The 23,705-nt window shown below is 63.3% G+C and carries 23 protein-coding genes and 1 pseudogene; 8 read left to right on the plus strand and 16 right to left on the minus strand.

What is annotated here, in order from left to right; genetic code table 11:
* Window positions 1-3 precede the first annotated feature (3 nt).
* Genes HCN58_RS02675 through HCN58_RS36700 form a run of 4 tightly spaced genes read left to right on the plus strand, consistent with a single transcriptional unit; the run spans window position 4 to window position 2,369 of the window.
* Window positions 4-663, plus strand: a complete 660-nt coding sequence (locus HCN58_RS02675; RefSeq protein ID WP_171577803.1) for a TetR/AcrR family transcriptional regulator — start codon at window positions 4-6, stop codon at window positions 661-663.
* Window positions 664-679: 16 nt separating this feature from the next.
* Window positions 680-1,492 carry a crotonase/enoyl-CoA hydratase family protein gene (locus HCN58_RS02680; RefSeq protein WP_171577804.1) on the plus strand — a complete coding sequence of 271 codons (813 nt, stop codon included), beginning with the start codon at window positions 680-682 and terminating at the stop codon, window positions 1,490-1,492.
* A 20-nt stretch (window positions 1,493-1,512) separates the two neighbouring features.
* A complete protein-coding gene (locus HCN58_RS36695; RefSeq protein WP_283814521.1) occupies window positions 1,513-2,070 on the plus strand; it encodes an enoyl-CoA hydratase-related protein in 558 nt (185 codons plus the stop codon).
* Complete coding sequence (locus HCN58_RS36700) at window positions 2,010-2,369, plus strand: Clp protease/crotonase-like domain-containing protein (protein WP_283814522.1); 360 nt, start codon at window positions 2,010-2,012, stop codon at window positions 2,367-2,369. The genes HCN58_RS36695 and HCN58_RS36700 overlap by 61 nt, the downstream gene beginning before the upstream one ends.
* Window positions 2,370-2,386: 17 nt before the next feature.
* Here the strand turns inward: HCN58_RS36700 and HCN58_RS02690 are convergent, their stop codons facing one another.
* The 3 genes from HCN58_RS02690 to HCN58_RS02700 form a co-directional block, all read right to left on the minus strand.
* Complete coding sequence (locus tag HCN58_RS02690; protein WP_171577805.1) at window positions 2,387-2,812, minus strand: DUF4399 domain-containing protein; 426 nt, start codon at window positions 2,810-2,812, stop codon at window positions 2,387-2,389.
* Between the two features lie 16 nt (window positions 2,813-2,828).
* Window positions 2,829-4,430 (minus strand): SUMF1/EgtB/PvdO family nonheme iron enzyme, encoded by a 1,602-nt coding sequence (locus HCN58_RS02695; RefSeq protein WP_171577806.1) that lies wholly within the window; start codon window positions 4,428-4,430, stop codon window positions 2,829-2,831.
* A 490-nt stretch (window positions 4,431-4,920) separates the two neighbouring features.
* The gene (locus tag HCN58_RS02700) at window positions 4,921-6,120 is read right to left on the minus strand and encodes an amidohydrolase family protein (RefSeq protein WP_171577807.1); all 1,200 of its coding nucleotides are present in this window, start codon (window positions 6,118-6,120) and stop codon (window positions 4,921-4,923) included.
* Between the two features lie 144 nt (window positions 6,121-6,264).
* On the opposite strand from HCN58_RS02700, the gene HCN58_RS02705 reads away from it, so the two are divergent.
* Entirely contained in the window at window positions 6,265-7,038 is a 774-nt protein-coding gene (locus HCN58_RS02705) for a ferredoxin--NADP reductase (RefSeq protein WP_171577808.1), read from the plus strand.
* Window positions 7,039-7,170: 132 nt separating this feature from the next.
* On the opposite strand, the gene soxA is transcribed toward HCN58_RS02705, so the two are convergent.
* The 9 genes and pseudogenes from soxA to HCN58_RS02750 form a co-directional block, all read right to left on the minus strand.
* Complete coding sequence (gene soxA, locus HCN58_RS02710; protein ID WP_171577809.1) at window positions 7,171-7,944, minus strand: sulfur oxidation c-type cytochrome SoxA; 774 nt, start codon at window positions 7,942-7,944, stop codon at window positions 7,171-7,173.
* The gene (gene soxZ / locus HCN58_RS02715) at window positions 7,941-8,261 is read right to left on the minus strand and encodes a thiosulfate oxidation carrier complex protein SoxZ (RefSeq protein ID WP_171577810.1); all 321 of its coding nucleotides are present in this window, start codon (window positions 8,259-8,261) and stop codon (window positions 7,941-7,943) included. Before soxZ ends, soxA begins: the two co-directional genes overlap by 4 nt.
* Window positions 8,261-8,740, minus strand: coding sequence for a SoxY-related AACIE arm protein (locus tag HCN58_RS02720; RefSeq protein ID WP_171577811.1), 480 nt, complete (start codon window positions 8,738-8,740; stop codon window positions 8,261-8,263). Before HCN58_RS02720 ends, soxZ begins: the two co-directional genes overlap by 1 nt.
* 9 nt (window positions 8,741-8,749) lie before the next feature.
* Window positions 8,750-9,178: a sulfur oxidation c-type cytochrome SoxX gene (soxX, locus tag HCN58_RS02725; RefSeq protein WP_235983346.1), complete on the minus strand. Its 429-nt coding sequence runs from the start codon at window positions 9,176-9,178 to the stop codon at window positions 8,750-8,752.
* A 19-nt stretch (window positions 9,179-9,197) separates the two neighbouring features.
* Entirely contained in the window at window positions 9,198-10,469 is a 1,272-nt protein-coding gene (locus HCN58_RS02730) for an NAD(P)/FAD-dependent oxidoreductase (RefSeq protein WP_171577813.1), read from the minus strand.
* A gap of 54 nt (window positions 10,470-10,523) precedes the next feature.
* A complete protein-coding gene (locus tag HCN58_RS02735; protein WP_171577814.1) occupies window positions 10,524-12,710 on the minus strand; it encodes a xanthine dehydrogenase family protein molybdopterin-binding subunit in 2,187 nt (728 codons plus the stop codon).
* 11 nt (window positions 12,711-12,721) lie between these two features.
* Window positions 12,722-13,171 carry a (2Fe-2S)-binding protein gene (locus HCN58_RS02740; protein ID WP_171577815.1) on the minus strand — a complete coding sequence of 150 codons (450 nt, stop codon included), beginning with the start codon at window positions 13,169-13,171 and terminating at the stop codon, window positions 12,722-12,724.
* 171 nt (window positions 13,172-13,342) lie between these two features.
* Window positions 13,343-14,326: a TRAP transporter substrate-binding protein gene (locus tag HCN58_RS02745; protein ID WP_171577816.1), complete on the minus strand. Its 984-nt coding sequence runs from the start codon at window positions 14,324-14,326 to the stop codon at window positions 13,343-13,345.
* Between the two features lie 47 nt (window positions 14,327-14,373).
* Window positions 14,374-15,767 (minus strand): annotated as a pseudogene (locus HCN58_RS02750) (MFS transporter).
* A gap of 283 nt (window positions 15,768-16,050) precedes the next feature.
* On the opposite strand from HCN58_RS02750, the gene HCN58_RS02755 reads away from it, so the two are divergent.
* The 3 genes from HCN58_RS02755 to HCN58_RS02765 are packed head-to-tail and all read left to right on the plus strand — an operon-like array spanning window position 16,051 to window position 19,977.
* Window positions 16,051-17,787 (plus strand): ABC transporter permease, encoded by a 1,737-nt coding sequence (locus tag HCN58_RS02755; protein ID WP_171577817.1) that lies wholly within the window; start codon window positions 16,051-16,053, stop codon window positions 17,785-17,787.
* 23 nt (window positions 17,788-17,810) lie between these two features.
* On the plus strand, window positions 17,811-18,845 hold the full coding sequence (locus HCN58_RS02760; RefSeq protein WP_171577818.1) for an ABC transporter substrate-binding protein: 1,035 nt from the start codon (window positions 17,811-17,813) through the stop codon (window positions 18,843-18,845).
* Window positions 18,829-19,977: an ABC transporter ATP-binding protein gene (locus tag HCN58_RS02765; RefSeq protein WP_235983309.1), complete on the plus strand. Its 1,149-nt coding sequence runs from the start codon at window positions 18,829-18,831 to the stop codon at window positions 19,975-19,977. The genes HCN58_RS02760 and HCN58_RS02765 overlap by 17 nt, the downstream gene beginning before the upstream one ends.
* A 36-nt stretch (window positions 19,978-20,013) precedes the next feature.
* On the opposite strand, the gene HCN58_RS02770 is transcribed toward HCN58_RS02765, so the two are convergent.
* The 4 genes from HCN58_RS02770 to HCN58_RS02785 are packed head-to-tail and all read right to left on the minus strand — an operon-like array spanning window position 20,014 to window position 23,705.
* Window positions 20,014-20,802 carry an ABC transporter ATP-binding protein gene (locus HCN58_RS02770; RefSeq protein WP_171577819.1) on the minus strand — a complete coding sequence of 263 codons (789 nt, stop codon included), beginning with the start codon at window positions 20,800-20,802 and terminating at the stop codon, window positions 20,014-20,016.
* Window positions 20,790-21,845: a dihydrodipicolinate synthase family protein gene (locus HCN58_RS02775; RefSeq protein WP_171577820.1), complete on the minus strand. Its 1,056-nt coding sequence runs from the start codon at window positions 21,843-21,845 to the stop codon at window positions 20,790-20,792. Before HCN58_RS02775 ends, HCN58_RS02770 begins: the two co-directional genes overlap by 13 nt.
* Window positions 21,846-21,856: 11 nt before the next feature.
* The gene (locus tag HCN58_RS02780; RefSeq protein ID WP_171577821.1) at window positions 21,857-22,681 is read right to left on the minus strand and encodes a GNAT family N-acetyltransferase; all 825 of its coding nucleotides are present in this window, start codon (window positions 22,679-22,681) and stop codon (window positions 21,857-21,859) included.
* On the minus strand, window positions 22,668-23,705 hold the full coding sequence (locus HCN58_RS02785; RefSeq protein WP_171577822.1) for an NAD-dependent epimerase/dehydratase family protein: 1,038 nt from the start codon (window positions 23,703-23,705) through the stop codon (window positions 22,668-22,670). The genes HCN58_RS02780 and HCN58_RS02785 overlap by 14 nt, the downstream gene beginning before the upstream one ends.

The following is a 23,705-nucleotide window of genomic DNA, read 5'->3' on the forward strand; positions in this document are numbered from 1 at the left end:
ATCATGAATAAGCCCGCAATCTCTGCCAAGGACTGGTCCGACGTGGTCAAGGAGGCGAAGCGCGAGCTTCTGCTGCGCGCCGCCCGCGATGAATTCGCCGAACAGGGGCTGGAGGGCGCCACCATGCGCGGCATTGCGGTTCGCGCCGGCTGCACGACAGGCGCGATCTATCCGCTGTTCGACAGCAAGGAGGCGATCTATGCCGAACTGCTGAAACAGTCGCTGGCGGCGCTCGATGCTTTCGTCGCCGAGGCGGTGTCCGCCGTGCGGACTCCGGAAGCGCAGGTCGAGGCGGCCTGCGCGGCGTTCCTGAATTACTACCTCGATCACCGCTTCGAGATAAATCTGGGCCTCTATGCCTTTCGCGGACTCAAGCGGCTGGGCGTCGGCAAGCCGTCGGATGAAGAACTCAAGCAGGCGCTCTGGAAGGTGCTGGAACGCATCGCGTTGCCGCTGACCGAAGTGCGCGGGCTTAAGCCAGCCGAAGTTCGGCCGTGGGTGGCGCTGCTGACCAGCCAGATGATCGGGGCGCTCGTGCTGCAGATCGCGGGCCGGCTCGATTTTCTCTACACCAATGCGCAGACGCTGCTTCGCATGATGCTGGCGCAATGCCTTCCGCGCGCGAAGGGTGCGACTGTTAGAGCTGCACGTAGAACAAAATAGTAAGGGAGTAAGCGAAATGGTCCGGATCGAGAAGCAGGGCGCGGTGTGGACCGTCATTCACAGCCGATTTGCCGAGGCGCGCAACGCGATGGATCCCGACAGCGCCGAGGCGTTGGCGGCGGCCTTCAGGGAATTTGATGCCGACGATTCTGCAAGCGTCGCGGTGCTGTGGGGCGAGGGCGGCGCGTTCTGCGCCGGCTGGGACCTCAAATTCGCCAGCACGCTCTCTGATCGCGATGCGTTTCAACGTCACGTCGTCGATGGGCTGGCGTTTCCAACCGGCGCAAACCCTGCGCCGCGCGGGCCGCTCGGACCGACGCGGCTGGAACTGTCGAAGCCGGTGATTGCCGCAGTGGAAGGACCGGCGGTGGCCGGCGGCATGGAGCTTGCGCTGTGGTGCGATATCCGCGTGATGGCCGATAGCGCCTATTTCGGCGTCTATTGTCGGCGCTGGGGCATTCCGCTGCTCGACGGCGGCAGCGTGCGTCTGGCGCGGCTGGTCGGCCAGGGCAGGGCGATGGAAATCATTCTGACCGGGCGCAAGGTGCCGGCCGACGAAGCGCTGCGCATCGGCATGTGCGAGCAGGTGGTCGAGGCCGGTGGCGCACGCGCCGCGGCCGAAGCGATGGCGCGGGAGATCGCGCGTTTCCCGCAGGCGGCTGTGCGGGTTGATCGGCGCTCGGTGGTCGAGACCTACGGGTTGCCGGTCCGCGATGCCCTGCGGCAGGAATGGGCCAACGGCGTCGAAGCCATTTTCAAGGAAGGCGTCAGCGGCGCGGCGCGCTTTGCCAGCGGCAAGGGCCGCCACGGTGATTTCGCGAAGATCTGACCTTCTTAAGGGAGCCGCACATGGCCAAAGTCCTCTACGAGCGCGACGGCCGTATCGCACGCATCACGCTGAACCGGCCCGAAGTCATGAATGCGATCGACGACGAATTGCCGTGCGCGCTCGCCGACGCAGTGGCCCGCGCTGACAGCGATGCGGGCGCGCATGTCATCGTGCTCGCCGGCGCCGGCCGCGCCTTCTGCGCCGGATACGACCTGACCGCCTACGCCTCCGGCGACAAGGCCAACCGCTACACCCAGCAAATGCCGTGGGATCCTATGCAGGACTACGCGGCGATGTCCGATAACACCAATAAGTTCATGAGCCTGTTCCGCTCGAAACGGCCGGTGATTTGCAAGGTGCAGGGCTTTGCCGTTGCCGGCGGCTCCGACATCGCGCTCTGCTCCGACATGATCGTGATGGCAGAGGATGCGCGCATCGGCTACCGCCTGTGCGGGTCTGGGGCTGCCCGACGACGGCGATGTGGGTCTACCGGCTCGGTGCCGAAAAGGCCAAGCGCATGCTGTTCACCGGCGACAAGATCACCGGCGTCGAGGCAGCCGCGCTCGGCCTCGTGCTGAAAGCCGTTCCGGCCGACAGGCTGGATGAGGAGGTCGACGCACTTGCGCATCGGATTGCGACCGTGCCGCAGAACCAGCTCATGATGCAGAAGCTGATGGTGAACCAGGCGCTCTACAATATGGGCCTGATGGGGACGCAGATGATCGCCACTTTGTTCGACGGCATCACCCGGCACTCGCCCGAGGGGCTGAACTTCAAGCGCCGGTCGGAAGAGATGGGCTGGAAGCGGGCGGTGGACGAGCGCGACCAGGGCACTTTCGACTGGACCACCAATCAGCCGATCACGCAGGATCGGTAATTCGAGGCCCAGGGCCACTACTTGATCGTCACCGTAATTTTTTCGGAGACTACCGGAGGTTTGAACGGATAGTGGCCGGCGTCGCCCAGCACAAGTTGAAGCGTGTGCTTGCCGGGTGGAAGTTCGATCCGGGCTTCGGTCTGACCCGCCCCAAAATGAAGATGTGACTTGTCTTGCGGAATCTCTTCGTTCGGATTGAGCGGCTCCTTTACATCGATTAGAAGATGGTGATGGCCACTATTCGGATAGTTGTCGCCGGCGTGCGTCACGCCCATGTTGCGCAGACCAAACCGGCACCAAAATCCGCCTTTGATGACAGCGCCGTTCTGCGGCCACACGAAATAGAGAAGGGCATCCTTGTGTGCGGGTTTGCCTTGAGAGTACGCGGCGAACGGCAGGGAAGTGAGCGCTGCTGAGAGAGCGATCCACTGCACGAACTTCATGACCGTCCTCTTAACGCTACTTGAGGGATAGCGCGACGCGAAAACCGTGGGTGGGATATCGCACGTTGGTGTCATAGCTGCCGCGGTTTGATGGCCGGGCATAGTCTGAGTCCTTCCGCCAGGAGCCGGAACGGATGACGTGCGAGGCGCATGCATTCTCGACCCATGCTGACCCGTCCGCCGGCGCACCTTGATAATTTCGGTGCCAGCAATCTTCGACCCACTGATCGACGCTGCCCCCCATATCAAACAGCCCAAAAGGATTTGGCTTGAGGCTGCCGACCTTGACCGGCTGCTCGTTGGCTGAAATGTCGCTGCAGTTCTTGCAATTGACCATGCCGGGCTGAAACTGGTCGCCCCACCAGTATCGGGTCTGCGTGCCGCCGCGCGCCGCATATTCCCATTCGGCTTCGCTCGGCAAGCGATATGGCTTTCGGGTGATTTCGGCGAGCCACGCGACATATTGCTTGGCATCGCTCCAGCTTACGTTTGTAACAGGCGCATCGTCCTTTCCGGCCGCCGCGAATCCGCATGCCTTTGCGGCGGCGCATGCGTTCCATTCCTGCACGGTGACGGGAAATTTCCCCATCGCGAATGGCTTGACCATTACCTGACGGACCGGCTTTTCCGAAGCGTCTTCGTTGCTGCCCATCGCGAAGCTACCGCCCCGAAGTGAGACCATCTCGGGTTCTCGAACCGGTGCGGCCGCTTGCGTCGACGGCTGAGGCTCGGGTGCGGCGGGAGATGCCGGCGGTAACGGCGCCGCCTGTTTCGCTGCTGGCGACGACTCAGGTCGAGGCGCCGCCTGTTGTTGAGTTGGTGCCGCGGAAGGAGCGGGTTGAGGCGGCACCGGTTGTTTAGCGGCAGGTGCACGCGCCTTCGGCGCTTCCGCTGGAGATGACACGGGAGCCGATGCCTGATCTGTCGCCTTGCGAGGTTGTGCGAGCATGTACCAGAGAGAGCCGCCCGCAATGGTCGCTATCGCAAGGAAGAGCAAGAGGATCAGGATGCGTTCGCGCCGGTTCCGGACTTCGTGAAGGGCGGAGGGGTCGGGAAGCACGCGGTAGACCCGGACCGGATCGGTGATGTTCTTGACCTTTCGATCACCGAGCGACTCGTATCCGCAAACCAGCTTATGCTTTATCTGTTCGTAGATGCCGCCGGAGATATAGACTTCGCCTGCGTGAGCTATGCCTTCAAGCCGTGTCGCAATATTGACGCCGTCGCCATAGACGTCGTCGGTTTCGATGATGACGTCGCCAAGATTGACGCCAATCCGGTATTCGATCCAATGATGCTTGGGCAGTGATGCATTGCGGCCAACCAGATTTTGCTGGATCACGATGCTGGCTCGCACGGCCTCGACGGGACTGTCGAAAATGGCGATGAAGCCGTCGCCTGTGGTTTTGACAAGCCTGCCGTGGTGTTCTCTGATGCTGGGGTCGATTAGGTCGCGCTCGATCCGCTTGACGCGACTGTGCGTCCCTTCTTCGTCGATCTGCATCAGGCGGCTGTAACCGGAGATATCGCCTGCCACGATGGCCGCAAGGCGGCGTGGCATTGGCTCGCGCGATGGCTCACCAGTTCGGCCCGACTTGATGTCCCGAATTTGGGCCATGGCTCGGATTGGCTCCCAACTGCGAATACAGTGTGAGGAAAGCAATCTTTCTAGCACCCACAGCGTACCATGCTGGCTGTTCGCCGCAAGCAGCCGTGCGCGGGTTCCACCCTGGCTGGCAGGACCGAGTGTGAGTGGGCTCACAAAAATGAGGCTGACCGCCGGTACGTATCTAGACCAAATCCTCAGGGTATGAACTCAGATCGAGATACCGGTGCGTTCCGATTCTCGCGATTGTGCGAAGAGGGTGGCGATAACCACGACGATGCCAAAACGCGAAGGCGGGTGAGTTGAATTCTCGCGCGGCAGCCAGTTGATCAATCCCGTCCCGGCCATCTGGTGCGGTAGCGAATTTCCGGCTTGCCATGGCCCGAACTCCGCCGCATGCGGCCGCCTTGGCCGACAATTCTGACCGGCAATTCGTTCACCGCTTTCGAGGCTTAACGTGATTTTTTCAGGCGCGCCCGGCGCAACCGCGGGGCCGCCGGCATCAATGCCCGCTGACGATCTCCGGTACCTTGCCAGCCGGCGGCGTGTTGCGGCTGCGCTGGGTGCGAACGATGCCGTCGATGATGGTCATGCCGATGCCGGGGAGGTCGCCGAGCTGGACGCTCTCCAGGATGTTCTTGCCGGGCGAATGCTGCGCCCTGTCCATGATGACGAAGTCGGCGGAGCGGCCGACCTCGATGATTCCGCAATCGAGTTCGCGCATGCGCGCGGTGTTGCCGGTCGCAAGGCAGAAGGCGAGTTCGGCCGGCAGCTCGCCGAGCGAAGACAGCATCGAGACCATCCGCAAAATACCGAGCGGCTGCACGCCGGAGCCGGCCGGCGCGTCGGTGCCGAGGATGACGCGGTGCAGGTCGCCCATCTCGCGCGCGGTGCGCAGCGTGAACAGCGCCGAGCGCTCATTGCCGTTGTGAACGAGCTCTAGCCCGCGCTTGCAGCCTTCGCAGATGCAACGAATCTGATCGTCGGGCAGCGCAGTGTGGCCGCCATTGATATGGCCGACGACGTCGGTATCGGCTTCCAGCACCACGTCCTTGTCGATTAGGCCGGAGCCGGGGATCGAAGGGCCGCCGGTGTGGATCGTGCTCTGGATGCCGTATTTGCGCGCCCAGCCGACCATTTTCCGCGCGGTCGGGCCGTCCTTGACGCCGCCCAGGCCCACTTCGCCGAGCAGCTTGACGCCGGCTGCGGCCATTTCCTTGAAATCGTCCTCGACCATCTCGCATTCGATGACCGGCGCGCCGGCGTGAACCTTCACCCCGCCCGGGCGCAGCGTCCAGAACGCGCGCTGCGCAAAGATCGCCATCGCCTTCAACCCGACGACGTCGCGCGGACGGCCGGGCATGTGGACCTCGCCGGCCGAGATCATGGTGGTGACGCCGCCATGGAGATAGCTGTCGATCCAGTTGATCTGGTTCTGCCGCGGCGTCCAGTCGCCGGCGACGGGATGGACATGGCTGTCGATCAGGCCCGGCGCGACGGTGGTGCCATTGGCATCGACTGTCGTGGTGGCGCCTTCGGTGTTGACGTCCTTGAGGCGGCCGATGGCAGTGATCTGGCCGTTTTCGGCGACGATCGTATCGGCATCCAGGATCGGCTTTTCCAACGCCCCCGACAGCACGAGCCCGATATTGCAGATCACCAGCTTGCTCGGACCGGTCGCCTGGGGTGCGTCGTGGGCCATGGTTTTTCCTTTTGGTTCAATGCCTTCACCGGACATTCTGCCCGGCTTGACGATCGGATCAAGTTGGATTATTTGTTTGTATACGAATGATCGTATACGAATGATTTAGCCGGTCAATCGGCTTGCAGGTCAGGGAACGGCGCGATGAGCAATTTCAACCAGGAGAGCGTGCTGAGCGTCCATCACTGGACCGACACGCTGTTCAGCTTCACCACCACGCGCGATCCCTCGTTCCGTTTCCGCAACGGCGAATTCACGATGATCGGCTTGAAGGTCGGCGAGAAGCCGCTGCTCCGCGCCTACTCGGTCGCCAGCGCCAATTACGAGGACCGGCTCGAATTCTTCTCGATCAAGGTGCCGGACGGCCCGTTGACCTCGCGGCTCCAGCATTTGAAGCAGGGCGACGAGATCATCGTCAGCCGCAAGGCTACCGGTACGCTGGTGATCGACAACCTCGAGGATGGCCGCAACCTCTACCTGATCGGCACCGGCACCGGGCTGGCGCCGTTCCTTTCGGTGATCAAGGATCCCGAGACCTATGAGCGGTTCGAGAAGGTGGTGCTGCTGCACGGCTGCCGCCGCGTCGCCGAGCTCGCCTATGGCGAGATGATCACCGAAAAACTGCCGAGCGACGAACTGATCGGCGAATATGTCCGCAACCAGTTGATCTATTATCCCACCGTGACGCGCGATCCCTTCCGCAACCGCGGCCGCATCACCGACTTGATCACTTCAGGAAAACTGTTCGGCGACATCGGGCTGGCCACGCTCGATCCGTCGCATGACCGCGTCATGATCTGCGGCAGCCCGGCACTGGTGACGGACACGCGCACGCTGCTCAACGGCAGGGGTTTTGTCGAAGGTAATCACGGCGAGCCGGCGCAGTTCGTGGTCGAAAAGGCGTTCGCGGAGCGGTAATTCAAAGCGCCAGCAATAGTTTATCCCCTCACCCTGAGGAGCTTGCGCAGCAAGCGTCTCGAAGGGCGAGGCCCGAGTGGGGCCTCATGGTTCGAGACGCCCGTTCCGCGCTCCTCACCATGAGGGTTGAAATTAAGGCCTCACCCCCGGCGCTTCCAGCGGCATCCCGCGCGCCCGCGACATCAGGTACAATTCCAGCTCAACCAGTTCCGGCGCGCCGTAATCATAGGCCTGCGCGCGGATGCCGGTGATGCAGGCGCGCAGGCGTCGCTGCAGCGAGCCCAGCGATTGCCATTCCAGCCGGTAGAGCGGGTAACCGGTCGGGTGTCCTTGCGTGATCGCGGCGCCGGCGAGCCGCTTGTCCCAATTGTCGTCATGGCAATTGGCGCAGGCGAGATTGAACTGGCCCTGCCGCTGCATGTAGAGCTCGCGTCCTTTGGCGATGAAGGGGGCGAGCTGCGGGTCGGCGCCGGTTTCGATCGATGCGCCCTGCGACTGCCGCGCGACAAGGGCTGTCAGCGCCAGCAGCTCGCGGCTCTCGAAGGGAAGCGGCGTCGCCTGCTGGTGGTTGGTGCGGCACGAATTGATGCGCTGCTCCAGATCGATGGGACGGCCGGTTGCCTTGTCGAAGGCGGGGTAGCTGATAGCCACGCCCTTCATGCTGTTGCGTGCATTGCCGTGGCAATCGGCGCAGGCCTTGCCCGCGGAGCCCACCTTGCGGTTCCACAGTGTTTCGCCGTCGAGCACCCAGAGCATGCCGGGATTGGCGGTGTCGTCGTCCTGCATCGTCTTGGTGTCCGGCTTCATGAAGCTGTAACCGGAGCGGCGGTCGGCTTGCGGGATCTCGGCAGCGCCGACGGCGCCTGCCACCAGCAGTGCGGCGGCTATCGCGCCCAAAAATCTCATTCGACCGAGATCGAGGCGGAAGCGGTTTCGGAAAAACCCTTGTCGCCGATCCATTCGAATTCGAACTTGCCGCTTTCGGTCGCGGTCGTGAAGAAGGAGAAGAACGGGTTGGCCGCGACAGCGGGAAACAAATCGGCGCGGAATATCTCGTTTCCGTTAAAGCGGCAAGTAAAGCTCGTGATGATGTCGCGCGGCACGACTTCGCCTGAAGCTGTATGGCGATAGCCGGTTTCCATGATGTGCGACATCAGCGTCTTGATCTCGATGATATCACCGCGCTTCGCTTTTGCTGGAACGTTGATCAGGGCGGATGCCATCAGATCACCTCCTCGGTGCAGGCGGCGAGCGTTACCACGACATCGACGCTGGCCGACCAGAACGACCCGTCGGAGAGTTTTGCAATCGCGACCACCTTCTGGCTGTCGGCGAGGCGGATGCGGGTCGAGACTTGAGCGCGGCCGTTATGCGGGCCGAGATGGAAATTGCCGATGTTGGGCTGCGGGTTCTTTTCGTTAAAGAGGTGGATGCTCACGACGTGATCTTCCGGCGCCATCGGGTGCGCGACGCTCACCGTCAGCGGCACGGTGTTGCCGTTCTCGACCAGCGGCGGGATGTCGAGTTTGACCTTGCCGGTTTTGACAGCGGCGCCGCCGGCGACATTGCGGATGGCAGCAGCAAGCATCGCGGGCGTCGCCTCGGCGGGACGAACGGTGACAATGGGAACGACGCCGAGCACGGCTGCGCCACCGGCGAGGCCGAGAAACTGGCGGCGTGACGAATTGGGTGATTGCTGCATCGTGCCTTCCTATTCGCGCAGCGTTACGAGATACGCCACGATATCCTCGATCTGTTCGGCCGACAGGATCGGCTTGCCGCGCCACAGCGCCCCGACGCGAGTGAGGCCGTCCACGCGGTAGTAGGACGGCATGATGGTCGCCGCATTGAGGCGGGACGCGTCCACCAGCCGAAGCCGAAGCTGACCCTCGGACCAGCGGTTGCCGGAACCGGAAAGATCAGGCGCCAGATCGCCCTGGAATTTCTGTTCGGGAAATGGGCCGCTGTGGCAGAGGATGCAAGTACTGGAACGTTCGACGACGAGCGCGCGGCCGCGCGAAATGTCGCCTCGCGCATTCGTGAGCGGCTCGGGAATGGCGTCGCCGACCACGGCATAGGGCTGCAGCGCCTGCGCGCCGGCCGGGGCGGGCGGGGTGAGAAGGGCCGCAGCAAGCCACATCCCAATATGGATCGTCGATCTAGCCAAACGTTTCCTCGGTAATCGCCTTGAACCATTTTTCTGCGCCGTCCGCCTCACGCTGGCGCACTTCGCGCGGCGCATCAACTCGGCTTGTCGCGCCTTCGACCTCGGCGAATTGTCCCTCTTTGGGCTGATACACGCCCGATAGCGAGAACGCGTAACCCGGCGCGACGGTGTTGTAGCAGGCGCCGCTCAGCCGGGGCGTCTGGGGCGTTCTGCCCGACATCATGGCGACAATCGCGGCGGCGCATGCCTTGCCTTGCGCGCTCGCGGCCGACGCGGCCTTCGGAATTTGCCCGGCGATGCAAGCGTCTCCAATGACGTGAATATTGGGCACGAGCTTCGAGGCAAAGCTGACGGGATCGATCGGGCACCAGCCGGTATTGTCGGCAGCGCCTGCAATCTCGGCAATGCGACCGGCCTTCTGCGGCGGGATAACGCTGGCGACCTGCGCTGTATAGTTGCCGAAATCGGTGATGATGGTGCTGGTCGCGGGGTCGACCGATGTCACTCTTCCGCCCTGTGATAGCGAAATCCGCTCGATCATGCCGGGATAGAGCTCCTTCCAAGCGGCCTCGAACAGTTTTTGCTGCGAAAAGCCGTCCTTTGCGTCGAGGATCAGCACCTTCGAGCGCGGCTTTCTGGTTTTCAGATAATGCGCGATCAGGCAGGCGCGCTCGTAGGGCGCGGGCGGACAGCGCAAGGGAGCCGCGGGGACGGCGATCACCACCGTTCCGCCATCCTCCATGCCTTCAATCTGCTTGCGCAGCAGCATGGTTTGCTCGCCGGCCTTCCAGGCGTGCGGCATTTTGATCGATGCGGCTTCGTCATAGCCTGGCAGGGCGTCGAAGCGCAGGTCGATGCCGGGGGAAAGCACGAGGCCGTCGTAGGCAAGCGAATTGCCGTCGGCCAAGACAATTGTGCGCGCTTGCGGATCGATTTCCGCAGCGGCTTGCGGGATGACGGTGACGCCTGCGGCAGCGATCTTATGATAGGTGAATTGCTGCGCGGGCATCTCCCGCATGCCCACGATCACCTCGTTGCTGAACGGACATGCCGTAAACGTTTGATTCGGCTCGATCAGGCTTACCTGAAGCTTTGCATCAAGCTGCCGCAGCGCGCGGGCGCAGCTTGCGCCGCCGAACCCGCCGCCGATGACCGCGACGCGCGCCGTCCCTTGCGCAAAGGACGGGCATGGCAATGCCGCAGCCGCGGATGCGGCGATGCCGCGAGCGACATCTCTGCGCGTCATCCGGCGCGTGGCGACCATGGCAACATCCGGAAAAGGAGAGCGGCGGCCGGATCGGGCCGCCGCCCATTACTCTCAGGCAAACGTGATGTTCTGGTCCTTCAGCGGGACCGAACGGATACGCTTTCCTGTCGCCGCGTAGTAGGCGTTGAGCACCGCGGGCGCGGCAACGCCGATGGTCGGCTCGCCGACGCCGCCCCAGAAGCCGCCGCTCGGCACCATGACGCATTCCACCTTCGGCATCGCGGCGATCCGCATGGAATCGTAGGTGTCGAAGTTGGTCTGCTCGATCTTGCCGTCCTTCACCGTGCAGCCGCCGTAGAACAGGGCGGACAGGCCATAGACAAAGGACCCCGCGATCTGCCGTTCGACCTGCGCCGGGTTGACGACGTAGCCAGGGTCGGTCGAGGCGACGATGCGATGCACCTTGATCTTGCTGCCGTCGGTGACGGAGATTTCCGCAGCACCCGCGACATAGCTGCCATAGCCCATCACCTGCGCAATCCCGCGATGAATGCCTTGCGGCGCGGGCTTGCCCCAACCGATCTTGTCGGCCACGGCATTGAGCACGGCGAGATGTTTCGGATGCTTGCTCATCAGCTTGCGGCGGAATTCCAGCGGATCCTGGCCGACCGCATTCGCAAGCTCATCCATGAAGCATTCCAGATAGATCGCGTTGTGATTGACGTTGACGCCGCGCCAGAAGCCCGGCGGAACGTGCGGATTGCGCATGGAGTGCTCGACCAAAAGGTTCGGCACGGAATAGCCGATCGCCGCTTCACCCGTGGCATTGAGGCCCTGGAACGCCGCCGGATCCTTGCCGTTTTCCAGCGCCGCCGGACGCACCGAGAACAGGATCGACTGGCCTGACAAGCGCACATGCAGCGCTGTCAGATTATTATCGGCATCGAACGCGCCGGTCAGCTTGCACTGCGTGACCGGATGATACTTGCCGTGCGCCATGTCCTCTTCGCGCGACCACAACAGCTTGACCGGCGTGCCCGGCATCTGCTTGGCGATGAGAACCGCCTGCCGGACATAATCAGTCATGCCGCGGCGGCCGAAGCCGCCGCCCAGCATCAGCTTGTGGACCTCGCATTTTTCGGCCGGCAATCCCGACGCTTCCAGCGTAGCGGCAAAGGCCGCTTCGCCGTTCTGCGTGCCGCACCAGACCTCGCATTTGTCCGCGGTGTAGAGCGCCGTAGCATTCAGCGGCTCCATCGTGACGTGGTTCTGGTAGGGATAGTTGTAGACCGCCTCGACCTTCTTGGCGGCCGAGGCAATCGCCGCTTTGGCGTCGCCGTTCTGGTTGCCGATATAGGCGGGCTGGGCATTGTCGAGGCCCTCGGCCAGCCATTTGGCGATCGATTCGCTCGAGACCTTTGCGTTCTCGCCTTCGTCCCACTCGATCGGCAGCGCCTCCAGCGCGGTCTTGGCGTGCCACCAGGTGTCGGCAACGACCGCGACCGCGCTATCGCCAACCTTCACCACGTTTTTCACGCCCTTCATGCCGGTGATCTTGGCTTCGTCGTAGCTTTTCAGCTTGCCGCCGAACACTGGGCAATCCTTGATCGCGGCGTTGAGCATACCCGGCAGCTTGACGTCTGCGCCGTAAATCATGGCGCCGGTGGTCTTGTCGACGGTGTCGAGCCGCTTCAATCCCTTGCCGGCAATCTTCCAGTCTTTGGGATCCTTCAGTTTCACATCGGCCGGCGGTTCGAGTTTTGCGGCGGCTTCCACCACTTTACCGTAGGTCGTGGTCTTGCCCGATGGCGTATGGGTGATGACGCTGTTGGAAGCGGTGCATTCGGAAGCCGGCACCTTCCATTCGTTCGCGGCGGCCTGCACCAGCATCATGCGCGCGGTGGCGCCGCCCTTGCGGACATAGTCCTGGCTGGAGCGGATCCCCCGGCTGCCGCCGGTCGAGAAATCGCCCCAGGCGCGCTTGCGTGCGACACTTTGACCCGGCGTCGGATATTCGGTGACGACCTTCGACCAGTCGCATTCGAGTTCTTCGGCGACGAGCTGGGCGAGGCCGGTGAGGGTGCCCTGGCCCATCTCGGAGCGGGCGATGCGGATCACGACGGTGTCGTCGGGGCGGATCACCACCCAGGCATTGACCTCGGGCGAACCATCAGCGGCGCGAACCACGGTCGGCCCACCAAAGGGAAGGTCAAGGCCGAGCGACAGGCCGGCGCCGGCGGCCGCGGTGCCGATCACGAAGGCGCGGCGGTTGAGTTTGGGCATCACGTGCTGGTTCATGGCGTCCCCCCTCACGCGCTTGCAGCGGCGTGGATCGCCTCGCGGACCTGCTGGAAGGTCCCGCAGCGGCAGATATTGGTGATGGCCTCGTCGATGTCCTGGTCGGTCGGCTTCGGCTTCTCCTTGAGAAGCGCTGCGACCGCCATGATCATGCCGCTCTGGCAATAGCCGCATTGTGGCACATCGTTGGCAACCCAGGCCTGCTGCACCTTGTGTAGCGCGCCATTTGAGGCGAGACCTTCGATCGTGGTGATCTGCTTGCCGGCCGCTTCGCTGACCGTAACGCCGCAGGAGCGCATTGCGACCCCGTCGACATGAACGGTGCAGGCGCCGCATTGTGCAATGCCGCACCCATATTTGGTGCCGGTCAGCCCGACATTCTCCCGGATTGCCCAAAGCAGCGGCGTGTCGTCTTCGACGTCCACATTGATTGTTTTGCCGTTTATTGTGAGGTTTGCCATCGCGTATCCCCTATTAGCTCAATCCACCGAGTGAGCTGCGCGCGGGAAGATGGCCTGCAACTTGGAACAGTTCAAATCAAGAAAATGCGCTTGCGCACGGGGATGAAAGTTGATTGGCCGGGGTTATATGGCGCTGCAATCTCGAAATTGCCGGCGCCGTGGTCCGGACCGCTATGGTTTGCTGGTCTTGAAGGTGTCGAGAATCTCCGCGCAGACGGACCCCGACCGGGTGCACCAGGCACGCTGCGCCGCCGCTGCTCCCGTTCGCAGCGCTTCAACGATCAACGGCGCGGGATTTGAATCAATTGTGACGCCGTTCTGGCGCATGCGGTGATAGTTCTGTTCCAGCCGCGTCGACAGCGCGAGCCACAATTCGCTCTCGGTTTGACGGCTGGCGGCATCGACCGCGGCTCTCGTGTCCGGATTCAAACCGTCATAGGCCGCCTGATTGACGCTCGCGATCGAAAGCGGCAGCGAATAGCTGATCTCGCTGAAATAGGGCAGATACTCCCAAAGCTTGCGGCCGGCGCCGCCATCTCCTGACGACAACACCGCATTGATGCTGCCATCGACTAGTTTCGGCATGGTGTCGGCGAAACTGATCGCTGCGGCCTTGGCACCAACGCTTAGGAATACCTCGGTTGAGGTTTTGTCATAGGTCCGGATGGAAAGAATGGCCAGGTCGGGCGGCGACGTCAGCGGCGTCTTCGACCAAATGCCTGAAGGCGGCCATGGCGTCAGATAAAGCAGCCGCAGGCCTTTCTTCTGCAGTGCCGCCGCAAGATGCGGCCGCGCGATATCGGCAAGGCGTTTGGCGTCGGCGGTCGACGTCACCAGAAACGGCAGCGAAGGCAGCGCAAAGATCGGGTCTTCGGCCTCGAGCGCGCCGGCAAAGGCATCGCCGGCCTGCACCCGGCCATCCGCAATCGCGGCGAGCATGCCGGCCGATTTGATGCCGGCCTTGGCGTCGAAGCTCGGCCTGATGTCGAGCTTGCCTGCGCTGGACTCGGCGACGTGTTTGGTGAAGGTCGTCAGGCCAATTCCCGGCATCGCGTTTTGCGGATATTCCGTTGGCATGTCCCAGACGATCTGGGCCTGAAGGGCTGCCGGAAACAGCAAAAGACATACGCCGGCCAGCACAGTGAGAATTCGCAACTCGCCCTCCAAACCCATCGCGCTCGCTCGATCGCCGGGCGATGACCTCATGTGCTACGCGGAGCACCCACGGCCAAACGCAGGAAACTCATCACGCTGCCGAGCGCAGCAAACCGGCACCGAGTGCCAATGCAAGCGTCGCGCCATCATGGCCGGCAAGGGCAAAACACAGGGCTGCAAGAGCAGCGCCGAGCGTTTGCCCGGTCAGGCGTGCGGTTGCGACGATGCCGCTTGCGCTGCCACTGCGGTGCGGTGGTGCGCTCGACATCAGCGCCCGCAAATTGGGCGTTTGAAAGAAACCGAAGCCGATCCCGCAAATCACGGTGCGCCAGACGATGTTGGCGGTGCTGGGGTCTGGTGGCAGCGTCGCCAGCAGTGCCATGCCGATGCCAAGCAATACCAGGCCAAGGCCGCCGAGGATGCCGACGGGATAGCGGTCCGACAGCCGGCCCCCAATCGGCGCCATGATTGCCACGACCAGCGGCCAGGGCGTCATGAAAAAACCGGTCTCCACCTGAGACCGGTGCAGCACGTCTTCGAAGTAGAAGGGCAACGAGACGAAGGCCAGTCCCTGCACGGCGAATGAACAAACCGACGTGGCTGTCGACAGCGCAAACATCGGCCGTCGGAACAGGTCGATCGGCAACATCGGCGCGGGATGGTCTGCATCTCGTCGGGTCATGATCCAGCCGAGCAGCAATGCCGCGCCAAGCTCCACTCCGACCAGGACAGGCGGGGCCTGATGCGCCGCGCTGCCGATGCCGATGATGAAGAGCCCGAGGCAACTTGCGGTCAGGGCCGCGCTCGCAAAATCGAACGCGTGCTTTGCGCGCGGCGTTTTCGGCAAGGTCTTGAGGCCGATCCAGATTGCGATCACGCCGAAGGGGATATTGATCGCGAACAGCCATGGCCATGTTCCGATTGCAAGGATCGCGGAGGCAATCGTCGGACCGAACGTGAATGCCGTACCGACGACCAGCGCGTTATGGCCGAAGCCGCGGCCGAGCATGTGCGTCGGATAGACGAAACGGACCAGCGCCGCGTTCACGCTCATGATGCCGCTGGCGCCCAACCCCTGCAGCGCCCGCGCTGCCGTCAGGCTGGGCAGCGACCATGCCAAGGCGCAGCCGAGCGAGGCCAGGGTGAACAGCACGAGACCGCCGATATAGATGCGTTCATGACCGACGATCTCGCCGAGCGCGCCGAGCGGCAGCAGCGTCGCGACCAGCGCGATCTGGTAGATATTGACGACCCAGACCACGTCGGCCGGACTGACATGGAGGTCGGCCGCGATGGCGGGCAGTGCGATGTTAGCGATTGCCGTATCCAGCGAAGCCATCGCTAGCGCGGTAAAGATCGCCGCGACCGCCCAGCGCCTGAGTTCCGGCGGCAAGCCGTCGATGGGCGTGGCGGGCGGCTTCGCGGTCGTATCCAGTGACATTCTCTTGGGCTCTCCACGCCAGGGGCGGTCGCGCCCTCTGCGGCGTGTACTACGGACGCGGCGCGTGCCACAGGCACGCCGCTGCATGATGCGTATGCGAAGCGACGGCCGGCATCGCAAAAAGCCCTTTCGCGCCAAATCCGCGCGCCGACTTTCGGATACCTTCACGGCCGCCAAGCGATCGACTAGGCTTGAGGCGCACAGCGACCGCAATGTCATAAGAAGACGGTCGCCGGCGAGAGGAAACGCTTTGAACGGACTGGCGGGCCGGCGCAGCGAAGCCATGCGTAGCGCAAGTGAGGGCAGGCGTGGGCGCGTAGGGTCCGGCCTGTGGGTTTCCCTCCTGCTGGCGATCCTCGGCTTTCTCGTTATCTACCCGATCCTGATGCTGCTGCTCGGTGCGCTTACCGACACCAATCCGGTGGTCGACGGCATCAGCCTCCGTCATCTCTCGGTGACCAACTTCCTCACCGTGCTGGCGAACCCGAATGTCGCCGAGGCGCTCGCGAACACGCTGATTGCCTGTGGCGGCGGCACGCTGATCGCAGTCGCGGTCGGATTGCTGTTTTCCTGGATCGTCGTCCGCACCAATACGCCGTTCAAAGGCTTTATCGCGGCCGCCAGCATCCTGCCATTGTTCGCGCCGCCGCTGGTCGCGGGTGTTGCATGGGCGATCCTCGGCTCGCCGAAGACCGGCCTGATCAACACCATGTTCAAATGGGTGGGGCTGGATTGGCGCGTCGATTTCTATTCGATGTGGGGATTGGTGTTCGTGTTCGGCATCTACTACGCGCCGTATGTCTACATGTTCACCTCTTCGGCGCTGCGCAACATGGATCCGAGCCTGGAGGAGGCCGCCGAGATTTCGGGCGCCAGTGCGTTCGCCACGCTGTTCTCGGTGACGTTTCCATTGATCATGCCGGCGATCGTCTCGGGCATGCTGCTGTCGTTCATCGTGATGCTCGGCATCTACGGCATTCCGGCGGTGTTGGGCGCGCCGGCCAACCTTGCCGTGCTAACCACCTATATTTTCAAGCTCACCAACTGGTCACCTCCGCTCTACAACACCGCCGCTGCGGTGGCGATCATCCTGATGGTCGTCACCGGCCTGCTCGTGTTCCTGCAGCACACGGTGCTAAGCGGCCGCAGCTATACGACCGTCGCCGGCAAGGCGTTCCGTCCGCGCAGCCTCGATCTGGGGCGCTGGCGCTGGTTCACCTTCGGTCTCGGCATCGTTTACCTCCTGGTCGTCGTGGTGCTGCCGTTGTTCGCGCTGATCGTCGCCGCGTTCCGCAAGTTCATGTTCATCCGCGATGTCTCGAGCCTGTTCGATGCCAGGCAATATTCTCTGATGCATTTTCAAAGTATCTTCGACAATCCGCTGACCATGCGCTCGATCTACAACGCCGTCGAAGTCGGGCTGATCACCGCGATGGTCGGCGGTGCGCTGGCGTTTGCGATCGGCTACACCATTCACCGCACCCAGGTGGTGGGCCGCCGCTGGATCGACGTGATCTCGACCCTGCCGGTCGCGATCCCAGGCCTCGTGGTCGGCGTCGCCTATCTCTGGGCCTGGATCGGCATTCCCGCTGGGCTCTACGGCACGATCTGGATTCTGGCGCTGGCGTTCATCGCGCGCTTCATGCCGGATACGGTCAAGGCGTTGTCGACCTCATTCCTGCAGATTCATCGCGAGCTCGAGGAAGCCGCCTGGGTCTGCGGCAAGGGCGTGCTCGGCACCATCAGGACGATTGTGCTGCCGCTGGCGCGGCCGGGCGTGATCGCCTCGATGACGCTATTGTTTGTGCTCGCGATCCGTGAACTCGGCTCGTCGCTGTTTCTCTATACCAGCAACACCATGGTGATGTCGGTGCTGCTGCTCGACTATTACGAAGGCGGAAACCTCGGAAAAACTGCGGCATTCAGCCTGGTGCAGACCGTTCTGCTCGGCGTTCTCATCGGCGGCGCCAATTGGCTGTCGCGCGGTGCGGCGCAGGGCAGTGTCGCCCGAACCGGATAACAAGAGGAAGGGGAGGATTGGCTATGACTGGAAGGATCTTCACCAACATTGCTGCCGCTGCCGCCATCGCCGGTCTCGCGCTTGCTTGCGGCGCACCGGCGCAGGCGCAGGAGTTCGGTTCGCCCGAACTGATTGCGGCGGCGAAGGCCGAGGGGAAGCTGGTGTACTACACCGCGAACTTCGCCGAAGTCGAGCAGCAGGTCATCAAGGCGTTCAACAAGCGCTTCCCCGAGATCAAGGTCGAGATGGTACGCGCGCCAGGCGGCCAGCTCATCACCCGCGTCAAGACCGAGGCGGCGGCTGGAAAACTGATCGCCGACGTGGTCGATCATTCCGACCGCGCGCTGATGCAGCCTTTGGCGGACATGTTCCAGGATTACGCGCCGCCGAATGCCGCCGACTATAATCCTGAGGCGCAGATCGCACCGCAGCTCTGGCCGCGTGTCACACTGGTGTGGGCGATTGCCTACAATACTGAGCTGGTAAAGAACCCGCCGAAGACCTGGATGGACCTCACCAAGCCCGAATACAACAAATTGACCGGGCAGGTGATCGCTCCGTCGGGCGGCACCACGTGGACCCGGGTGATGTTCGAGCGCCAGGTGCTCGGCGAGGATTATTGGGCCAAGCAGGCTGCGACTCATCCGGTGCTCTATCCATCGGGTGCGCCGATGTCAGATTCGCTGGTGCGCGGCGAAATCGCGATGGGGCCGTTGCTCTACAACGCGATCTATCCGAAGCAGAAGGACGGCGCGCCTATTCAGATCTTCTTTCCGCCGGAAGGCGCGCCGGTCAATCCTTATGCAACGGGCATTCCGAAAACCGCCGCGCACCCGAATGCTGCCAAACTGTTTCTCAACTGGTGCCTCTCGAAGGAGGGCCAGACCTTCATGATCAAGGAGCTCGGCAATCTCACGTCACTGAAGGTGCCGCCGGCATATCCGGAAGGCTTTGATCCCAAAATGGTCAAGGTCTGGTTTCCGAAGTTCGACGAGTACGTGAAGTTGCACGCGGCTTGGGTGGCCGAGTGGAACAAGGCCTATGGCTACGGGCAATGATCGTCATATCAGGCAACCTGTTGAACCGATGACGGCGACCCTCGAAGTCACCGACCTGCGCAAGCAGTTTGCGATCGGCCGGCCGGCGATCGATGGCGTCAGTTTTGGCGTGCCAGCCGGCGAGATCGTGGTTCTGCTCGGCCCCTCCGGCTGCGGCAAGACCACGACGCTACGCTGCGTCGCGGGGCTGGAGCACCCGACATCGGGTGAAATCAGCATTGCCGGGAAGGTCGTCTCGTCGCCCGAGCGTGGCATTTTGGTGCCGCCGAGGTTGCGCGACCTCGGCATGGTGTTTCAGTCCTACGCGGTGTGGCCGCATATGACGGTGCGGCAGAACGTGGTCTATCCACTCAAGCACCGGAAACTGTCGCGCAGCGACGCCCGCAGCAAGGTCGACGAGGCGCTCCAACTGGTCGGCCTGTCGGAATATGCCGACCGGCCGGTGGTCGCATTATCAGGCGGCCAGATGCAGCGCGTGGCGCTGGCGCGCAGCATAGTTTACCGGCCGCAATTGCTGCTGCTCGACGAGCCGTTGTCGAACCTCGATGCCAAGCTGCGCCTGCGGCTGCGCGACGATCTCCGCGTCATTCTCAAGCAAACCGGGATGACCGCGCTGTATGTCACCCATGACCAGGCCGAAGCCGTCGTGCTCGGCGACCGCATCGGCGTGATGCGCGACGGCAAACTGCTGCAGATGGATACGCCGGATGCGATCTATAACCGTCCGGCGGATCTGTTCGTCGCCAACTTCACCGGTGCGACCAACGAGCTTGCGGGCACGCTGGTATCGCGCAACGGCCAATTCGGCACGGTCGATTTCGGCGACGGGCGGCGGGGCGAGGTGGCGTTGCTGCAGTCGCTCGGCCCGGACGAGAAGGTGCGCATTGCGCTACGGCCGGAGAACATCGCGATCGGCCAACATGATGGCGCCAACATTTTTCCCGCCCGCGTTCTCGACCGCCGCTATCAGGGCACGCAGACGGCCTACGGCATCGAACTGTTCGGCCGGCGGCTGGAGGTGGTCGAGCTCGGCACCGCCGCCCGGCATCAGGTCGGTGTCGAGACCCAGGTTTCGCTGCCGCGGGAGAGTTGCTGGGCCTATCGCGACACGGGGCCCGTGGCGTTCGAGTAGATCCGCGATTGCGGACTTTGGAGGAAACCCGTCGGCTTAAGCGCTCGGGCTCAGCCCCAGCCGCGCATAAATCCGCCGCGCATAGGCGCCGAATTCGTCGGTGGTCTTGATCGGCAGTGCCCGCGGGAACGGCAGCTCGATCGGGAAATAGTCAGCCATTCGCGCTGGTCCTGCGGTGAGCACGGCACAATGCGAGGCGAGGAACACCGCTTCCTGGATCGAGTGGGTCACGAACAGGATGGTCTTGCCGCTTTCGCGCCAGATCCGCAGCATTTCGAGGTTCATCTGCTCGCGGGTAAGCGCATCGAGCGCGCCGAACGGCTCGTCCATTAGGATCAGCTTGGGATCGTGGATGAAGGCGCGGGCAATCGCCGTGCGCTGCTGCATGCCGCCGGACAATTGCTGCGGATATTTGTCTTCAGAGCCGGCGAGGCCGACCAGGTCGAGCAGATCGCGGGCGCGCCTCCGCGCGGCCCTCATCGGCAGGCCGACGATTTCGGCCGGCAGCAGTACATTGTCGAGAATGGTTCGCCATTTGAGCAGCAAGGCCTGCTGGAACACCATGCCGATATCGCGCGCCGGATCGAACGCCGTCATTGCGTTGCCGATTTTGATCGTGCCGCCGTCGGCCTCGTGCAATCCGGCCAGAATCTTCAGCACGGTGGTCTTGCCGCAGCCGGACGGGCCGACCAGCGAAACCAGTTCGCCCTCTTTCACGTCCATGGTGACGTCGGAGACGGCGAGGAATTCCGCGCCTTTGGACCGGTAGACCTTGCGGACGTTGCGCAGGCTGATGAAGGGCTCCTCCGCCGTCATGCCAGCCATTTCTGCAGGTTCGCCTTCACGAAGGCGTCATCGGAGAGATCGGCATGCTCGCGGCAGACACGGTCGATCTCCCGCATCTGGCCCGGGCTCAGCCCTTCGGCGGGATCGAGGCACCAGAGACCCTGCATCAATCCCTGCCGCCGCAGGATTTCATGGCAGCCGGCGATGCAGCCGTGAAAATTGTTGGCGACGTCGAAGAACGCGCTGTTGCAATCGGTGACACGCGCGTCGAGCGCCAGCAAGTCGGCCGGCACGGTGTCCTTGCCGCGCGCCGCCTTGCACATCTCAAACTGCTTGATCGCGCTCGCGGTCCACACCGACCAGTGCCCGAGCAGGCCGCCTTTGAAGTACGCTCGCGTGGCGACGCCCTTGTCGCGCAGGTCGAAGGGCAGCGTGAGGTCCAGCAGGATGTGATCGTCGTTGCCGGTATAGAGCGCGACACGGTCGAGTGCGTTGGCCGCCGCCACTCCGCGCAGAACGTCCAGCGTCCGATAGCGGTTGAACGGCGCGATCTTGATGGCGATCACGTTGTCAATGGCCGCGAAGCGGCGCCAGAAATCGGCACTGAGGATGACGCCGCCGACCGCCGGCTGCAGATAAAAACCGATCAACGGGATCTCGCGCGCCACCGCTTCGCAATGCGCGATGATCTCGTCCTCGGAAGCCGATTTCATTGCAGCGAGGCTGAGCAGGCCGGCGTGGTAGCCGATGCTGCGTGCAGTCTGGGCTTCCGCAATGGCTTGTTGGGTCGGACCTGCGAGGCCTGCGACCATCGCAACCGGCCGCTTAGTCCATGACGCGGCGGTCTCCGCTGCCAACTCCAGCACCGGCCGGTACAGGCCAACATCGCGGATCGCGAATTGCGTGGTGTGGACGCCGACGGCGAGGCCTCCAGCGCCGGCATCGAGATAGTAGCGCGTCAGAGCGCGTTGATGCCTGACATCGAGTGCGCGGTTGGCGTCGAGCGCGAGCGGATGCGCCGGCAGCACGGTGCCGTCGGCGATCAGCTTTCGAACCTCGGCCTTGATTTCGCTATGATGCATGGCGGCTGTTCCTATCCGAATTCCGGGCCGGCGACGGCGAACGGCGGTTGCGCGGGCGAGGCGGTCGCGGAGCCAAAGCGCATTCGCTGAAACGGCCGCTCGATAGCCCAGCCTGACTTGACAAGCCCGTGCAGAAACTCTTCCTGAGAATGGACGGCGTCGATCAGCCAAGGTCCGGTCTCGGAGCCGATGATGGCGTCCACCAGCGCCAGCGCTTGATCGGCGCGATCGGCCAGCAGCGGACCGATATGCCGGGCGGTGCGCCCATCGCGGACGAGGGCCATGGCTCGAGCATCCGACACGATGCGAGAACCCGGGCGCGCAGCAAATTCCGACAGCAATGTGCTGCGGACAAATCCCATGGCGCTGCTATCGCGCGCGGCCAAGGCGTCGAGGTTGCCAGCAATTAGCGGCCTTGTCGCTGTGGTGCCTTGCGGCTCTTCCAAGCGCAGCCGCCGCAATTGCAGTGTCGGCGTGAAGCCGAGCGGACCGTAGATGATCGCGCCAGCGGGCGTAGCATCAAGCCAGCTTGTGAGCCCGCGCCGCGCGGCCGCTTCCAGGCAGGCGTCGACGAGCCTGGTCGCAAGACCGCGGCGACGGAAGTGTGCGGTCACCAGAACCATGCTGATCCAGGCATTTCCCGCCGAGTACGGCAGCAGCGCGGCTGTCGCCACCAAGCGGTCGCCGTCACGCGCGCCGAACACGGCGCCCTTGCTCAGGAAAAAGCGCCAGTCGGCTTCGTTCTGGTTCCAGCCGGCTTCGGTCGACAGCACCAACCCCGCCGGCGCATCGCTGACACCGAGCTCGACGATGTCGATGGGCTCAATAGCGGCCATCGCGCACCTCGTATTTGGTGGGCTTGCCGAGGCTCGGCATCGAACGCGAGACCCAATCGGCGGTCCAACTGATGAGCTGCTCGGTATCGACGATCGGCAGGCCAAACAATTTCACGGCCTGCGACGTGTCGGTGAGCCATGCCGTCGGCTCTTCCTTGCCGACAATCACGGGCGCGCGACCGAAGCGCTGGCCGAATTTCGCGGCGAGATCGCGCACCGCCAGGATTTCATGGCCGCTGACATTGATCGGTGAGGTCGGCGTCTCGCAATGTGCGAGGCAGCGCAGCGCTTGTGAAGAAGCGTCGCCCTGCCAGATGAAATTGACATGGCCGAGGCTGACGTCGATCGGCTTGCTCTGCAGCACCTTGCTCGCGATATCGTGCAGCACGCCGTAGCGCATATCGATTGCGTAATTCAGCCGAAACAGCCGTCCGGGCGTTCCATGCTTGCGTGAGAAATACTCGAATATTCGCTCCCGCCCGACGCAGGATTGAGCGTATTCGCCAGGCGGGTTGGGCGCCATGTCCTCAGCCGAACCTCTGCCGGAGACCGGCACGAACGGATAGACGCAGCCGGTCGAGAACGCGACGATCCGCGAGGTCGCAAAGGCCTGCGCGACCAGGGCGGGGACGTGCGAATTCATCGCCCAGGTCAGCGAGAGGTCGCCCTCGGCGCCGAACTTGCGACCTGCCATGAAGACGATATTCGGAATCTTCGGCAGCGCCTTGATGGCGGCCTCGTCGAGCAGATCGCAATGGATGGTCTCGACGCCGCGCGCCTGCAGCCAGCCCTTGACGGCGGGATCGCTGAAGCGGGCCACGCCGATCACGCGGCGCTCCGGCGCGGCCGCTTTTGCAAGGCCGGCCAGCGTCGGCCCCATTTTGCCGGCAACACCTAAAATCATGATGTCGCCGTCGACCTTGCGCAAATCGTCGATTAACGCCTGACTCGGGCGGCACAATAGCTCGTCGAGCGCGGCGATATCGGCGATCGTCTGCGGCAGGTTTTCGCGCGTCAGCAGCAT

Source organism: Bradyrhizobium australiense (assembly GCF_013114825.1).
GTDB lineage: Bacteria > Pseudomonadota > Alphaproteobacteria > Rhizobiales > Xanthobacteraceae > Bradyrhizobium > Bradyrhizobium australiense.

Bases quoted from the DNA above. Each gene is read 5' to 3' on its own strand.
- HCN58_RS02675 (WP_171577803.1), top strand. From the start codon at position 4: ATGAATAAGCCCGCAATCTCTGCCAAGGACTGGTCCGACGTGGTCAAG.
- HCN58_RS02680 (WP_171577804.1), top strand. From the start codon at position 680: ATGGTCCGGATCGAGAAGCAGGGCGCGGTGTGGACCGTCATTCACAGC.
- HCN58_RS36695 (WP_283814521.1), top strand. From the start codon at position 1,513: ATGGCCAAAGTCCTCTACGAGCGCGACGGCCGTATCGCACGCATCACG.
- HCN58_RS36700 (WP_283814522.1), top strand. From the start codon at position 2,010: ATGCTGTTCACCGGCGACAAGATCACCGGCGTCGAGGCAGCCGCGCTC.
- HCN58_RS02690 (WP_171577805.1), bottom strand. From the start codon at position 2,812: ATGAAGTTCGTGCAGTGGATCGCTCTCTCAGCAGCGCTCACTTCCCTG.
- HCN58_RS02695 (WP_171577806.1), bottom strand. From the start codon at position 4,430: ATGGCCCAAATTCGGGACATCAAGTCGGGCCGAACTGGTGAGCCATCG.
- HCN58_RS02700 (WP_171577807.1), bottom strand. From the start codon at position 6,120: ATGGCCCACGACGCACCCCAGGCGACCGGTCCGAGCAAGCTGGTGATC.
- HCN58_RS02705 (WP_171577808.1), top strand. From the start codon at position 6,265: ATGAGCAATTTCAACCAGGAGAGCGTGCTGAGCGTCCATCACTGGACC.
- soxA (WP_171577809.1), bottom strand. From the start codon at position 7,944: ATGAGATTTTTGGGCGCGATAGCCGCCGCACTGCTGGTGGCAGGCGCC.
- soxZ (WP_171577810.1), bottom strand. From the start codon at position 8,261: ATGGCATCCGCCCTGATCAACGTTCCAGCAAAAGCGAAGCGCGGTGAT.
- HCN58_RS02720 (WP_171577811.1), bottom strand. From the start codon at position 8,740: ATGCAGCAATCACCCAATTCGTCACGCCGCCAGTTTCTCGGCCTCGCC.
- soxX (WP_235983346.1), bottom strand. From the start codon at position 9,178: ATGTGGCTTGCTGCGGCCCTTCTCACCCCGCCCGCCCCGGCCGGCGCG.
- HCN58_RS02730 (WP_171577813.1), bottom strand. From the start codon at position 10,469: ATGGTCGCCACGCGCCGGATGACGCGCAGAGATGTCGCTCGCGGCATC.
- HCN58_RS02735 (WP_171577814.1), bottom strand. From the start codon at position 12,710: ATGAACCAGCACGTGATGCCCAAACTCAACCGCCGCGCCTTCGTGATC.
- HCN58_RS02740 (WP_171577815.1), bottom strand. From the start codon at position 13,171: ATGGCAAACCTCACAATAAACGGCAAAACAATCAATGTGGACGTCGAA.
- HCN58_RS02755 (WP_171577817.1), top strand. From the start codon at position 16,051: ATGCGTAGCGCAAGTGAGGGCAGGCGTGGGCGCGTAGGGTCCGGCCTG.
- HCN58_RS02760 (WP_171577818.1), top strand. From the start codon at position 17,811: ATGACTGGAAGGATCTTCACCAACATTGCTGCCGCTGCCGCCATCGCC.
- HCN58_RS02765 (WP_235983309.1), top strand. From the start codon at position 18,829: ATGGCTACGGGCAATGATCGTCATATCAGGCAACCTGTTGAACCGATG.
- HCN58_RS02770 (WP_171577819.1), bottom strand. From the start codon at position 20,802: ATGGCTGGCATGACGGCGGAGGAGCCCTTCATCAGCCTGCGCAACGTC.
- HCN58_RS02775 (WP_171577820.1), bottom strand. From the start codon at position 21,845: ATGCATCATAGCGAAATCAAGGCCGAGGTTCGAAAGCTGATCGCCGAC.
- HCN58_RS02780 (WP_171577821.1), bottom strand. From the start codon at position 22,681: ATGGCCGCTATTGAGCCCATCGACATCGTCGAGCTCGGTGTCAGCGAT.
- HCN58_RS02785 (WP_171577822.1), bottom strand. From the start codon at position 23,705: ATGCTGCTGACGCGCGAAAACCTGCCGCAGACGATCGCCGATATCGCC.